Origin of the sequence: Micromonospora sp. NPDC002575, from assembly GCF_042889525.1 — a bacterium.
In the GTDB taxonomy this organism is placed as follows: Bacteria; Actinomycetota; Actinomycetes; order Mycobacteriales; family Micromonosporaceae; genus Micromonospora; species Micromonospora carbonacea.
In genome coordinates, this window is record NZ_JBIARA010000008.1 from 111656 (window position 1) to 124883 (window position 13228).

Genomic DNA, 13228 nt, shown 5'->3' on the forward strand with positions numbered 1-13228 from the left:
GTATTGGGCGCGAGAAAGGAACAGCATGGTCCGATCCAGAACCGGTGCCGGCCGATGGCGGTCGCTGCGGTGGGCGGCGGTCGCCCTCCTCGGCGCCTCGGCCGCCCTCGTCGGCGTCACCCCCGCCTCGGCGGCCGGGGCCGACATCAGCACCGGCAGCCTCACCTGGGGCTTCAAGGCGTCGTTCCGCAGCTACGTCAACACCGGCAACGGCAACCCGCCGATCGCGGCGAGCAACGGGGCCAGCATCAACGCCGACGGCACCTTCACCTTCCCGGCGAAGGGCGGCACGTACGACGCCGGCACCGACGCCATCGACGCCAGGTACGGCGGGACGGTCGTCTTCTCGTACCCGGCGCACATGTTCACCATCACCCTGGCCAACCCGACGGTCGCCGTCTCCGGCGGCACCGCCGCCCTGAAGGCGGACGTCGACCTGGCCACCACCGCCGCCGAGCCGGTCTCGGTCCGCCAGGCCACCATCGCCACCATCGCCGTCACCGACGGCAACCCCGGCGGCAGCGGCGGCACGGTGACCGCGACCGACCTGGCGGCGACGCTGACCGCCGAGGGCGCCAGCGCGTTCAACGGCTTCTACGCCGCCGGCGCGGCGCTCGACCCGCTGTCGTTCACCTTCTCCACCGGTGGCGGCGGCGAGCCGGCCGGCCCGTCGGTCGACGTCAGCCCGTCCACCGGGGTCGACCCGGCCGGGGCGACGATCACGGTCGAGGGCAGCGGCTTCGACCCGGAGGCCAACGGGGCGGCCGGCATCTACGTCTCCTTCGGCCCGAAGGTCGACGAGCACTGGACGAACGCCGGCGTCCTCCAGGTCACCAAGTGGGTGAACAAGACGAACGAGCCGACGGAGGCCCGCGACCGGCTCCAGGCCGACGGCACGTTCCGCACCACCCTGCCGATCAGCGCGGTCTACACCGACCGCACCGGCGCGCAGGTCGACTGCACGCGGGTGCAGTGCTACGTGATCACCTTCGCCGCGCGCGGCTCGGCCGACCGGAGCCAGGACACCTTCACCCCGGTCACGTTCCGCAGCGCCCCGGTCGGCGGCGGCGACGCCGACCAGCGGATCACCGCCACCGTCACCGGCGGCGCGCTGACCCTCGGCGTGGCCGGCTCCACGGTCGCGCTGCCGGCGGTCAGCAACGGGCAGGTAGCCAGCGGGGCGCTGAACACCGCCACGGTGGCCGACCTGCGCGGCACCAACGCCGGCTGGAGCCTGGTCGGGCAGGTCTCCGACTTCGCCTCGGCCGGCGGCGGCAGCATCGACGCGGACAACCTCGGCTGGGTGCCGAGCGCGTCCGTCGTCACCGACGGCCTCGCCGGCACCCCCGGCGTGGTCACCCCGGGCGCGCCCGCCGCGCCCGGCGTCGGCCTGGGCACGGCGCGCGCGCTGTGCACCTCGGCCAGCGGCGCGAGCAACGGCACCTTCGGCTGCGGCGCCCAGCTCAACCTCGGGATCCCGGCGTCCGCCCCGGCGGGCGACTACACCGCGGTCCTGACGCTCACCCTCTCCTGATCACGGCACCACCGGTGGGACGGGCTCCGCGCCCGTCCCACCGGCCCGACCACCTGCGGAGCCCGGCATGCCCCTGCCCACCGCCCTGTCCCGGGCGAGCGTCGCGCTCGCCGCCGCGCTGCTCACGGCGACGGCCCTGCCCGCGCCGGCCGACGCCGCGCCCGCCCCGTCGCCGAGCGCCGACGGCTCCGGCCAGACCGGCGCGGCACGCTGGGCCGTGCAGCCGTCCAGCGCCAAGGGACCGACCGGGCGCAACTACTTCATCTACGACCTGGCCCCGGGCAGCACCCTGACCGACCACGTCGGCATCACCAACCTCGGCGACCGCCCGCTCACCTTCGACGTGTACGGCACCGACGCCTACACCTCCGCCGACGGCGCGTTCGCGCTGCTGCCGGCCGACCAGCCCGCCACCGACGTGGGCTCGTGGATCCGGTTCGAACGGCGGGCCTGGACCGTCCCGCCCGGCAAACGGGTCGACATCCCGTTCCGCCTCGCCGTGCCGGCCGACGCCACCCCGGGCGACCACACCGGCGGGGTGATCGGCTCGGTCGCCCGCGCCCGGACCACCGCCGACGGGCAGCGGGTCCTGGTCGACCAGCGCCTCGCCGCCCGGGTCCACCTGCGGGTCACCGGCCCGGTGCGCCCCGCCGTCACCGTCGAGTCGGTCGACGTCACGTACGACAACCCGGTCGACCCGTTCGCCGGCGGCGACCTCGTGGTCCGCTACCAGGTGCGCAACACCGGCAACGTCCGGGTCGCCGGCAGCGGCACGGTGGCCGTCGCCGGGCCCTTCGGCTGGGAGCAGGCCCGCACCTCCCCCACCGACCTGCCGGAGCTGCTGCCCGGCGGCACCTTCACCGTCACCGAGCGGATCACCGGCGTACCCCCGCTGCTGCGGCTGACCGCCGAGGTCGACCTGGCGGCCACCACCACGGACACCGCGCTGCCCCCGGTGCTGCGCTTCGCCAGGGTCTGGGCCCCGCCGTGGGTTCCGCTGGCCCTGCTCGCGGTTGCGGGCGGCTGGGCCGGGCTGCGGTGGTGGCGGCGTCGCGCCCCCGGCGACGGCGAGCGGGCCACGGTGGACGACCCGCGGCCCACCGTGGACGACGGGCCGGCCACGGTGGACGCCGGGCCGGCGACGGCATGAACGCCCCGACCCGCGCCGCCGCCCTCTCCGGAGCCGTGGCCCTGGCGCTGGCGCTGACGCCCGGGGCGGCCGGAGCCGCCGGCGGCGGGCCCGGCGTCACCCCGCCCGCCGGGCCGCTGCGGGTCGGGCAGCGGGTGCTGGTCGGCCTCGACGGCTGGCCCGCCGGCACGGTCCAGGTCGAGGTGTGCGGCAACGCCGCCCGGCGCGGGGCGCTGGACTGCGCGACCGGCGACGCCGTCCACGCCCAGGTGCCGCCGTCCGGCCGCGCCCGGCTGCCGGTGCTGCTGGCCGCCCCGCCGGTGGCCTGCCCCTGCGTGCTGCGCGTCCGGACGCCGACCGGCACGGCCGCCGCCACCGCCGACCTGCCACTGGCCGGGGTGGGCGCGCCGCCCGCCGCGCCGGGCGTCCCGGCCGGGCTGACCCTGGAGGCGTTGCGCGCCGACGACCGGTCCGGGCCGCGCGGATGGTTCGGCCTGCCGGGCGAGCTGGCCGTGCAGTTCAGCCTGCGCAACCCCGGCACCGAGGACGTGACCGACCCGCCGTTCACGCTGCTGGTCGGGCCCCCGGGCCGGGCCCGGACCATCGTGGCCGCCCCGGCGATCGGCACCGTCGCCGCCGGGACCACCCGCGACTACCGGATCACGGTGCCCACGGGCGCGGCCCCGTACGGCCGGTACGAGATCGACGGCCGGATCGAGACGCCCGGCCGCCCGGTCGCGTTCACGGTGGACGCCGCGCGGCGGCCCTGGGGCCTGCCGGTTGCCGCGGCGGTCCTCACGGCGGCGCTGCTGCTCGCCCGCCCTGGCCGCCGCCGGCACGCCGGCGGCGGCCAGGGCGTTCGCCGTGACCCGGCGGGCGTCGCGGCGGGAGGAGGAGCGGCCGACGCGCACCACGTCCCCGTTGACGGCCGGAGCCGCCGGGCACTACGTTCGGAATGAGGACACCCGTCCGCATGTCGAACACCGGCACGGACGCCACGACAGCGCAGGAGGCGGGGAGGCCGATGGCGAAGATCGTCTCGCTGGCCGACGGGATCGCGGAGCTGGTGCACGACGGGGACGCGGTGGCCCTGGAGGGGTTCACCCACCTCATCCCGTTCGCCGCCGGCCACGAGATCATTCGACAGGGGCGGCGCGGCCTGACCCTGGTGCGGATGACCCCGGACGTGATCTACGACCAGCTCATCGGGGCCGGCTGCGCCAGCCGCCTCGTCTTCTCCTGGGGCGGCAACCCGGGCGTGGGCTCGCTGCACCGCTTCCGCGACGCCGTGCAGCACTCCTGGCCGGCGCCTTTGGAGCTGGAGGAGCACAGCCACGCCGGGATGGCCAACCGCTACGTCGCGGGCGCCTCCGGCCTGCCGTTCGCCGTGCTGCGCGGCTACACCGGCACCGACCTGCCCCGGCACACCGCCACCATCCGCACCGTCGACTGCCCGTTCACCGGCGAGACGCTGACCGCGCTGCCCGCGCTGCGTCCCGACGTGACCGTGGTGCACGCCCAGCGCGCCGACCGGGCCGGCAACGTGCAGATGTGGGGCATCACCGGCGTCCAGAAGGAGGCGGTGCTGGCCGCGCGCCGGTCCCTGGTCACCGTCGAGGAGCTCGTCGACGAGCTGACGCCGGTGCCGGGGCAGGTCGTCCTGCCCGGCTGGGCGATCACGGCGGTGGCCCGGGTGCCCGGCGGCGCGCACCCGTCGTACACGCAGGGTTATTCGGTGCGCGACAACGACTTCTACCGCGACTGGGACGCGATCAGCCGGGACCGCGACGCCTTCCGGGCCTGGATCGCCCGGCACGTGCTGACGACGGAGACGCCGGCATGAGCGCGGCGGACTGGTCGGCCGACGAGATGATGACGGTCGCCGCCGCCCGGCAGTTGCGCGACGGCACCGTGTGCTTCGTCGGGATCGGCCTGCCCAGCACCGCGGCGAACCTGGCCCGCGTCACCCACGCCCCCGGCCTCGTGCTGGTCTACGAGTCGGGCTGCCTCGGCGCGAAGCCCGACCGGCTGCCGCTGTCCATCGGCGACGGCATCCTCGCCGACACCGCCGACGCGGTCGTCTCCGTGCCGGAGGTGTTCAACTACTGGCTCCAGCCCGGCCGCATCGACGTCGGGTTCCTCGGGGCGGCCCAGCTCGACCGCCACGGCAACCTCAACACCACGGTCATCGGCGGCTCCTACGCCGACCCGTCGGTCCGCCTGCCCGGCGCCGGCGGCGCACCGGAGATCGCCGCGTCCTGCGGCGAGGTGGTCGTCATCGTCCGGCAGAGCCGGCGAACGTTCACCGAGCGCGTCGACTTCGTCACCTCCGTCGGCTACGGCGCGGGGCCGGACGACCGGGCCCGGCTCGGGCTGCGCGGCGGCGGGCCCCGGACGGTGATCACCGACCTCGGCGTCCTCGAACCCGACCCGGCCACCCGCGAGCTGACCCTCACCCGGCTGCACCCCGGCGTCACCGTCGCGCAGGCCCGGGCGGCCACCGGCTGGCCGCTCGCCGTCGCCGCCGGGCTGACCACCAACGAGCCCCCCACCCCCGACGAGCTCGCCGCGCTGCGCGCCCTGCGATCCACCCTGGAGGCGACGACGTGACTCGCGCGTACGCCGTCGGGGCCGTCCCGGTGCCCGACGGCGACCGCGGCGGGCGGCGCGGCTACGCTGGCCACCGACGGTGACCGGGCGCCCCAGGCCATCACCCCGGGAGACCCTGCGGCAGGAGACCGAGTGACCGAGGCGGCGCGATCCGGGGAGTTCGTCCAGTCGCTGGAGCGCGGCCTGGCCGTGATCCGCGCGTTCGACGCCGAGCACCCCAGGCTCACCCTCAGCGAGGTGGCGCGGGCCACCGGGCTGACCCGGGCCGCCGCCCGGCGCTTCCTGCTCACCCTGGTCGAGCTGGGCTACGTGCACACCGACGGGCGGCTGTTCTCGCTGCGCCCGCGCGTGCTCGACCTGGGCTACGCCTACCTGTCGAGCCTGGGCCTGCCGGAGGTCGCCCGGCCGCACCTGGAGGCGCTGGCCGCGCAGGTGCGCGAGTCGTGCTCGGTGTCGGTCCTCGACGGCGACGAGGTGGTCTACGTCGCCCGCGTCGCCACCAGGCGCATCATGACGGTGGGGATCAGCGTCGGCAGCCGCTTCCCCGCGTACGCGACGTCGATGGGTCGGGTGCTGCTCGCCGCGCAGCCCGCCGACTGGCTGGACGACTACCTCGCCACGGCGCGGCTGCGGCCGTTGACCCGGCACACCGTCACCGACCCGGCCCGGCTGCGCGCCGCCCTGGCCACGATCGCCGCGCAGGGCTACGCGATCGTGGACCAGGAGCTGGAGGAGGGGCTGCGCTCGCTGGCCGCGCCGATCCGCGCAGAGGACGGGTCGGTGGTCGCCGCGATCAACGTCTCCGCGCACGCCAGCCGCGGCTCCTTCGAGACGATCCGCACGGAGCTGCTGCCGCCCCTGCTGGCCACCGCGAAGCGCGTCGAGGAGGACCTGGCGGCCGGCCCGGGCCGGTGAACCGGCACCGGACCGGCCCGCCACCGCGACGGCGGCGGACGGTCCGCCTCAGCCCGCCGACACCGCAGGCCGGCCGCCCGGGCCGAGGTGCCGGGCGTACGCGCCGGTGGTGAAGAACGCCGGCAGGTCCTCGCCGAACGCGGTGTCCTCGACGACGCGGGCGGCCCGCTCGGCGCGCTCCCGGTCGGCCGCCCCGCGCCCCGTCACCAGGTCGGCCAACTCCTGCGCGAGGATCGTCCGGGCCAGCTCGTCGGTGACGCAGCCGCCGTCGGCCAGCGGGGTGCCGTGGCGCAGCCACTGCCACACCTGGCAGCGGGCGATCTCGGCGGTCGCCGCGTCCTCCATCAGGTTCCTCAGGGCGACCGCTCCGACGCCGCCGAGCCACGCGTCGACGTAGCGCAGCGCGACCGCGATGTTGGCGCGCACGCCGGCGGCGGTGACCTGGCCGGGGGTCTTGTCGACGGCGAGCAGGTCGGCGGCGGTGACGCCGACGTCGTCCCGGAGCCGGTCGAGCTGGTGGGGGCGCTCGCCCAGCACCGCGTCGAACTCCTCCCGGCAGGTGGCGACCAGGCCGGGGTGGGCGACCCACGAGCCGTCGAAGCCGTCGCCGGCCTCGCGCCGCTTGTCGGCCCGCACCCGGCCGAAGGCCGCCTCGTTGACCTGCGGGTCCCGGCTGGGGACGAACGCGGCCATCCCGCCGATGGCGTGCGCGCCCCGCCGGTGGCAGGTCGCCACCAGCAGCTCGGTGTACGCCCGCATGAACGGCACCGTCATGGTGACCTCGGCCCGGTCGGGCAGGACGAAGTCCGGCCACTGCCCGAAGTTCCTGATCACGCTGAAGATGTAGTCCCACCGCCCGGCGTTCAGGCCCGCCGAGTGCTCGCGCAGCTCGTAGAGGATCTCCTCCATCTCGAAGGCGGCGGTGATCGTCTCGATGAGGGTGGTGGCCCGGATGGTGCCGCGCGGCAGGCCCAGGCGCTGCTGGGCGAAGACGAAGACGTCGTTCCACAGCCGCGCCTCGTGGTGGCTCTCCAGCTTCGGCAGGTAGAAGTACGGCCCGGAGCCCGCGTCGAGCTGCCGCCGGGCGCAGTGGAACAGGTAGAGCCCGAAGTCGACCAGGCTGGCCGAGATGGGCCGCCCGTCCACCGCGATGCCCTTCTCCACGAGGTGCCAGCCGCGTGGCCGCACGACGATCGTGGCCAGCTCGTCGCCGAGGGCGTACCGCTTGCCGCGCGCGTCGGTGAAGTCGATGCGCCGGTCCAGGGCGTCGATCAGGTTGAGCTGCCCGGAGAGCACGTTGTGCCAGGTCGGCGAGGTGGCGTCCTCGAAGTCGGCGAGCCACACCCGCGCCCCGGAGTTGAGCGCGTTGACCGTCATCCTGCGGTCGGGCGGTCCGGTGATCTCGACCCGCCGGTCGACCAGGCCGGGCGCGGGCGGGGCCACCCGCCAGGTCGGGTCGGCGCGGATCGCGGCGGTCTCGGGGAGGAAGTCGGGGAACTGGCCGGTGGCGTACCGGTCCCGGCGGGCCCGGCGGGTGTCCAGCAGGGCGACCCGGCGGGCGGCGAACTCGCTGTCCAGCTCGACCAGGAACTCCAGCGCCCCGGGGGTGAGGACCTCGGCGAACCGGTCGGCCATCGGGCCGATGATCTCGTGCCTCATGCGAACTGCTCCTCCTCGGTGGAACCGCGCAGGGCGGTGGTCTCGGCGGCCGGGTTGAGCACGGTGCTGATCAGGTCGAAGTAGCCGGTGCCGACCTCGCGCTGGTGCTTGACGGCGGTGTAGCCGGCCGGCTCGGCGGCGAACTCCCGCTCCTGCAACGACACGTACGCGGGCATGCCGTCGGCGGCGTAGCCGCGGGCCAGGTCGAACATCGAGAAGTTGAGGGCGTGGAAGCCGGCCAGGGTGATGAACTGGAACTTGTAGCCCAGGTGGCCGAGCTCCCGCTGGAACTTGGCGATGGTGGCGTCGTCGAGGTGCTTGCGCCAGTTGAACGACGGCGAGCAGTTGTAGGCGAGGAGCTGGTCCGGGTGCTCCGCCTTGATCGCCTCGGCGAAGCGGCGGGCGGTCTCCAGGTCCGGGGTGGAGGTCTCCATCCAGAGCAGGTCGGCGTGCGGGGCGTAGGCCAGGCCCCTGGCGATGCACGGCTCGATGCCGTTGCGCACCCGGTAGAACCCCTCGGCGGTGCGCTCGCCGGTGACGAAGGGCCGGTCGCGCTCGTCGACGTCGGTGGTGAGCAGCGTGGCGGCCTGCGCGTCGGTGCGGGCGATGATGACCGACGGCACGCCGGCGACGTCGGCGGCGAGCCGCGCCGCCTCCAGGGTGCGGATGTGCGCCCCGGTCGGGACGAGCACCTTGCCGCCGAGGTGGCCGCACTTCTTCTCGGCGGCTAGTTGGTCCTCCCAGTGCACGCCCGCCGCGCCGGCCGCGATCATGGCGGTCATCAGCTCGTAGGCGTTGAGCGGCCCGCCGAAGCCGGCCTCGGCGTCGGCGACGATCGGGGCCAGCCAGTCGATGCCGTCCTCGTCGCCCTCGGCGGTGGTGATCTGGGCGGCGCGCAGCAGGGCGTTGTTGATCCGGCGCACCACGGCGGGCACCGAGTTGGCCGGGTAGAGGCTCTGGTCGGGGTAGGTGTGCCCGGCGAGGTTGGCGTCCGCGGCCACCTGCCAGCCGGAGAGGTAGATCGCCTTGAGCCCGGCCCGGACCATCTGCACGGCCTGGTTGCCGGTGAGCGCGCCCAGGGCGTGCAGGTAGTCCTCGCTGTGCAGCAGCCGCCACAGCCGCTGCGCCCCGTGCCGGGCCAGCGTGTGCTCCTCCTGGATCGCCCCGCGCAGGCGCACCACGTCCTCGGCGCGGTAGCCGCGGCGCACCCCCTGCCAGCGGGGGTCGGTCGCCCACTCGGTCCGCAACGTCTCCACGGCGTTCTGCATGATGTCGCCTCCTCGGCTGTCGTGACGCCGGCGCTCCGTCGTGCCGCCCGGTGGCGTGACCGCGGTGTCGGTCCGGCGTGTCGCCAACGGTCACACGGCGTGGCGGCAGGGGTCGAGGGGCGGAAGAAGCCAAGTTCTGAGAAGTTCGCGCCGCGTCTTGCGAAGTTGCGAAGGGTTATATTTGCAGCCTGCCAATGGTGCTGGGCTGCCGAAAGAGCGACGAGCTGGGCTGCCGACGAAGAGCAGAGGGGGTGAGCGCGATCAGCAAGACCTTCGCGGGCGCCCGGCTGCGCCGGATGCGCGAGGACCGCGCGCTGAGCCAGTCGCACCTGGCCCGCCTGCTCAACATCTCCCCCAGCTATCTCAACCAGATCGAGCACGACGCGCGTCCGCTGACGGTGCCGGTGCTGATGCGGATCACCGAGGTCTTCGGCGTGGACCCGACGGTGTTCGCCCCGCGCGACACGCCGCGGCTGGTCGCCGGGCTACGCGAGGCGCTCCCGGGGCGGCCGAGCGTCGCCGACCTCACCGAGCTGGCCACCCGGCTGCCCGAGGTCGCCGAGGCCGTCCTCGACCTGCACCGGCGCTACCGGCAGGCCGACGAGCAGCTCGCCGAGCTGCTCGGCGACCGGGAGACGATCGGGCGCAGCCCGCACGACCGGGTGACCGAGTTCTTCTACCGCCGGCAGAACTACGTGCCGGACCTCGACGAGGCGGCGGAGCGGCTGGCGGCGGCCATCGGGCTGCGCCGCGGCGAGGTGCGCTCCGCGTTGCAGGACCGGCTCGCCGAGCGGCACGGCGTGCAGGTGCGCCGCGACGACGCCACCCTGCTCGGCGACGAGTTGCACCGCTACCGGCCGCAGACCCGCACCCTGCACCTGTCGACGTCGCTGCGGGCCGGGCAGGAGGCGATGCGGATGGCGGCGCAGATCGCGCTGCTGGAGTTCGCCGACGTGATCGACGAGATCGTGGAGGAGGAGCGCCTCGACGACGTGCAGACGCAGATCCTCACCCGGGTCGGCCTGGCGAACTACTTCGCCGCCGCGTTGATCCTGCCCTACGAGCGGTTCCTGGCGGCGGCGGAGCAGCGCCGCTACGACATCGACCTGCTCACCCAGCACTTCGCGATGGGCTGGGAGACGGTCTGCCACCGGCTCAGCACCCTGCAACGGCCCCGCGCGCGGGGCGTGCCGTTCTCGTTCGTCCGGGTCGACCGGGCCGGCAACATGTCCAAGCGGCAGTCCGCCACCGGCTTCCCGTTCTCGCTGACCGGCGGCACCTGCCCACTGTGGAACGTCTACGAGGCGTTCAGCTCGCCCGGCCGGGTCGTCGTGCAGGTCGCCGCGATGCCCGACGGGCAGCGCTACCTGTGGATCGCCCGCACCATCACCCGGCATCACGGCGGCTACAACCAGCCGGGCAAGGTCTACGCGATCGGGCTCGGCTGCGAGGCCCGGCACGCCGAGCGGCTGGTCTACTCCGCCGGGATCGACCTGTACGCGGCCGACGCCACCACGTCGATCGGCCCCGGCTGCAAGACCTGCGAGCGGATGACCTGCCCGCAGCGCGCCGCCGCGCCGATCACGGGCCGGCTCGACCTGGACGAGAACCGCAGCACCTTCATCCCGTACCCGCTGAAGGGCTGACCTGCCCGGCGGGATGCGGGGTCGGGCTGTCGAAGGTGGAGACGCCGCGTCGTTTCGAGACCGTCGTCGAACGCGATCCCGGCGTGGTCCGGCGCGGCGCGGAAGCCGTCCAGCCGGGCCCGCGCGGAAGCCGACGTCAGTCCGCCGGCCGGTAGTCGAACCAGTCGAACGCCGCGCTGCCCTCGGTGACGTACATGCCGATGAGCCGGCCGGTGAAGCCGGCGGCGACCTCGGTGGACAGGTAGCGCCCGTCGAGCTCGGCCAGCACGCGGGGGCCGCCGGGGGTCTCCACCTCGAAGGACACCATGTCGCAGGCGGCGGCGCGGACGCCGAACGGCGCGACCCCGGCCGCCAGGTCGGCGGCGCAGGTCACGGTCGGCGGACGGAGGTCGTGGGTGCGGGTGGCGATCGTCAGGACGACCGGCCCGCCGGGCACGGTGAGCTCGGCGAAGACCTGCCGGAACGGGCCGACCCGGCCGACGACCCGCACGACGTCGGCCGAGACCTCCAGGTCGTAGTGGTGCGCCTCGTCGATGCGGATGGTGAGCCCGGCGACGCCGTCGCCCGGGTCCAGGCGCGCGCTGGCACGGCAGTCGTGGTGCCGCTGCCGGGCGGCGACGATCGTCGCGCCGGCGCGGTCCAGCGTCGTCCCCGTGGCGGTCAGGGTCAGCCAGCCGGGCCGCGCGGCCAGCGACCAGGCGGCGTCGGGCCGGGAGCGCGGCGAGACCCAGCCGGGGGCGAGGACGGCCGCGTCGAAGTCGTCGCGGTACGCGCCCGGGTCGGCCGGGGCGGCGAGCGCCGGGGCGCTGCCGGCCGGGGCGGGCGTGACCTCCCCGACGGGGTCGACGACGGGCCAGCCGTCGACCCAGCGCACGGGCACGAGGAAGGTCTCGCGGCCCAGGACGTGGTAGGGCGGCCACTGGCCCTTGGCCCGGATGCCGAGCAGCACCATCCACCAGCTGCCGTCGGGGGCCTGGACCAGGTCGGCGTGCCCGGTGGCCTGCACCGGCAGGTTGCTGCCCCGGTGGGTGAGGATCGGGTTGGTCGGTGCGGGTTCGAAGGGGCCCCGGGGGCTGCGCGACCGGGCGACCGAGACGGCGTGGCCGGTGTGCGTGCCGCCCTCGGAGAGCAGCAGGTACCACCAGCCGTCGATCCGGTAGAGGTGCGGGGCCTCCGGATACTGGCCGCCGGTGCCCGACCACAGGGGGATCGGGCCCTCCAGCACCCGGCCGGCGCCCGGGTCGATCCGGTAGGACTTCACCCCCGAGGTCGTCAGCCAGCAGTTCCCCTCGTCGTCCCAGGCCAGCGACGGGTCGACGTGCGGCAGGTCGAGATAGACCGGCTCGGACCACGGGCCGGCGGGGTCCTGCGCGGTGACGATCAGGTGCCGGCCCAGGCTGACGTTGGTGGTCACCACCCAGAACCGGCCGTCGTGGTGCCGGATGGTCGGGGCGTAGACGCCCTGGGAGGCCGGGGTGTCCGGGGGAAGTTCGAGCTGGCTGGGGCGGTCGAGGACGTTGCCGATCTGCCGCCAGTTGACCAGGTCCCGGCTGTGCAGCAGCGGCACGCCCGGGAAGTATTCGAAGCTGGAGCAGGCCAGGTAGTAGTCCTCGCCGACACGGCAGACGCTCGGGTCGGGATAGAAACCGGCGACGACCGGGTTCCGGTAGTGCGGGTCGGTGGACACCGACACCACCTCCGGTGAATGTTCGCGGTAACATTGCGGACCCTGGATGCTACGAGAATCCCCCCTCGGACTCAAGCGCCCCGAAGCCGCGCCCGGCCCCCGGTCGAGCGGGCGGACGGTGGCCGTGGCGGACCGGCGTCTCACCAGCGGGAAAACGTTCGCGAAACCTAAACGTCATATCTTGACGGCGGGCACATTCATCCACGAGAGTCCATATGGGCAATGCTGGTGCGCCGTCGGGAGCTCGGACGCCGGCACATCGACGCATGCCGGCGTCGAGCACGCGGAGCTGGCTCCTGTTAACGCTAACAGCGTCGTTCGGCGCGCTGCCCTGATCGCCGCACCGGCACGGCGACCGGTCGGCGGCTCGACGAGCTTCGCCGGGTCGGCGTCGGTTCACGCGCCAGCGGCCGGGCAGGCACGCCGTCCTCCGCGACACGACCCGACCGCGGGCAGGCCGGCCTGCCGGGAACCGCTCCCGGCCGGATCGGCCACGCCCGCCGAGCAACGACGGCATGCCGTCGACACCACCACCCCACGGCATGAAGGAGACGTCTGATGTCCACCTGTAGACGCGATTCGCATCCATCGCGGTCACGACGCTGGACGCTCTCCGGCGGGCAGACGTCACCCGGGTCCCGGACGGCCGCCACGCACCCGCCGACAGCACCCGGAACGCCCACGCCGGGACGTGGGACGGCAGCCTGGCCGCGGGCGCGGCCCCGACGTTCGGCTTCCTCACCGGCGGCACACCCGAGACGCCGTCCCTGACCTGCGTCA

General features: G+C 74.8%; 10 protein-coding genes. 7 read left to right on the plus strand and 3 right to left on the minus strand.

What is annotated here, in order from left to right:
• Positions 1 to 25 precede the first annotated feature (25 nt).
• From ACFYWL_RS14725 to ACFYWL_RS14750, 6 genes are all read left to right on the plus strand, one after another.
• Positions 26 to 1534, plus strand: a complete 1509-nt coding sequence (locus tag ACFYWL_RS14725; protein WP_386972283.1) for an HtaA domain-containing protein — start codon at positions 26 to 28, stop codon at positions 1532 to 1534.
• Between the two features lie 67 nt (positions 1535 to 1601).
• A complete protein-coding gene (locus ACFYWL_RS14730; RefSeq protein WP_386972286.1) occupies positions 1602 to 2684 on the plus strand; it encodes a WxL protein peptidoglycan domain-containing protein in 1083 nt (360 codons plus the stop codon).
• Positions 2681 to 3622 carry a hypothetical protein gene (locus tag ACFYWL_RS14735; RefSeq protein WP_386972289.1) on the plus strand — a complete coding sequence of 314 codons (942 nt, stop codon included), beginning with the start codon at positions 2681 to 2683 and terminating at the stop codon, positions 3620 to 3622. The genes ACFYWL_RS14730 and ACFYWL_RS14735 overlap by 4 nt, the downstream gene beginning before the upstream one ends.
• Before the next feature lie 65 nt (positions 3623 to 3687).
• Positions 3688 to 4506, plus strand: a complete 819-nt coding sequence (locus ACFYWL_RS14740; RefSeq protein ID WP_386972292.1) for a CoA transferase subunit A — start codon at positions 3688 to 3690, stop codon at positions 4504 to 4506.
• The gene (locus ACFYWL_RS14745; RefSeq protein ID WP_386972294.1) at positions 4503 to 5273 is read left to right on the plus strand and encodes a CoA-transferase subunit beta; all 771 of its coding nucleotides are present in this window, start codon (positions 4503 to 4505) and stop codon (positions 5271 to 5273) included. The genes ACFYWL_RS14740 and ACFYWL_RS14745 overlap by 4 nt, the downstream gene beginning before the upstream one ends.
• A 132-nt stretch (positions 5274 to 5405) precedes the next feature.
• On the plus strand, positions 5406 to 6188 hold the full coding sequence (locus tag ACFYWL_RS14750; protein ID WP_386972297.1) for an IclR family transcriptional regulator: 783 nt from the start codon (positions 5406 to 5408) through the stop codon (positions 6186 to 6188).
• Between the two features lie 48 nt (positions 6189 to 6236).
• Here ACFYWL_RS14750 and aceB read toward each other — a convergent pair whose 3' ends face one another.
• Complete coding sequence (gene aceB, locus ACFYWL_RS14755; protein ID WP_386972299.1) at positions 6237 to 7847, minus strand: malate synthase A; 1611 nt, start codon at positions 7845 to 7847, stop codon at positions 6237 to 6239.
• The gene (gene aceA, locus ACFYWL_RS14760) at positions 7844 to 9115 is read right to left on the minus strand and encodes an isocitrate lyase (protein WP_386972302.1); all 1272 of its coding nucleotides are present in this window, start codon (positions 9113 to 9115) and stop codon (positions 7844 to 7846) included. The genes aceB and aceA overlap by 4 nt, the downstream gene beginning before the upstream one ends.
• A 251-nt stretch (positions 9116 to 9366) precedes the next feature.
• Between aceA and ACFYWL_RS14765 the strand changes: the two genes are divergently transcribed.
• On the plus strand, positions 9367 to 10761 hold the full coding sequence (locus tag ACFYWL_RS14765; RefSeq protein ID WP_386972305.1) for a short-chain fatty acyl-CoA regulator family protein: 1395 nt from the start codon (positions 9367 to 9369) through the stop codon (positions 10759 to 10761).
• A gap of 136 nt (positions 10762 to 10897) precedes the next feature.
• Here the strand turns inward: ACFYWL_RS14765 and ACFYWL_RS14770 are convergent, their stop codons facing one another.
• Positions 10898 to 12448, minus strand: a complete 1551-nt coding sequence (locus ACFYWL_RS14770) for a glycoside hydrolase family 43 protein (RefSeq protein ID WP_386972308.1) — start codon at positions 12446 to 12448, stop codon at positions 10898 to 10900.
• Between the last annotated feature and the right edge of the window lie 780 nt (positions 12449 to 13228).

Bases quoted from the DNA above. Each gene is read 5' to 3' on its own strand.
- ACFYWL_RS14725 (WP_386972283.1), top strand. From the start codon at position 26: ATGGTCCGATCCAGAACCGGTGCCGGCCGATGGCGGTCGCTGCGGTGG.
- ACFYWL_RS14730 (WP_386972286.1), top strand. From the start codon at position 1,602: ATGCCCCTGCCCACCGCCCTGTCCCGGGCGAGCGTCGCGCTCGCCGCC.
- ACFYWL_RS14735 (WP_386972289.1), top strand. From the start codon at position 2,681: ATGAACGCCCCGACCCGCGCCGCCGCCCTCTCCGGAGCCGTGGCCCTG.
- ACFYWL_RS14740 (WP_386972292.1), top strand. From the start codon at position 3,688: ATGGCGAAGATCGTCTCGCTGGCCGACGGGATCGCGGAGCTGGTGCAC.
- ACFYWL_RS14745 (WP_386972294.1), top strand. From the start codon at position 4,503: ATGAGCGCGGCGGACTGGTCGGCCGACGAGATGATGACGGTCGCCGCC.
- aceB (WP_386972299.1), bottom strand. From the start codon at position 7,847: ATGAGGCACGAGATCATCGGCCCGATGGCCGACCGGTTCGCCGAGGTC.
- aceA (WP_386972302.1), bottom strand. From the start codon at position 9,115: ATGCAGAACGCCGTGGAGACGTTGCGGACCGAGTGGGCGACCGACCCC.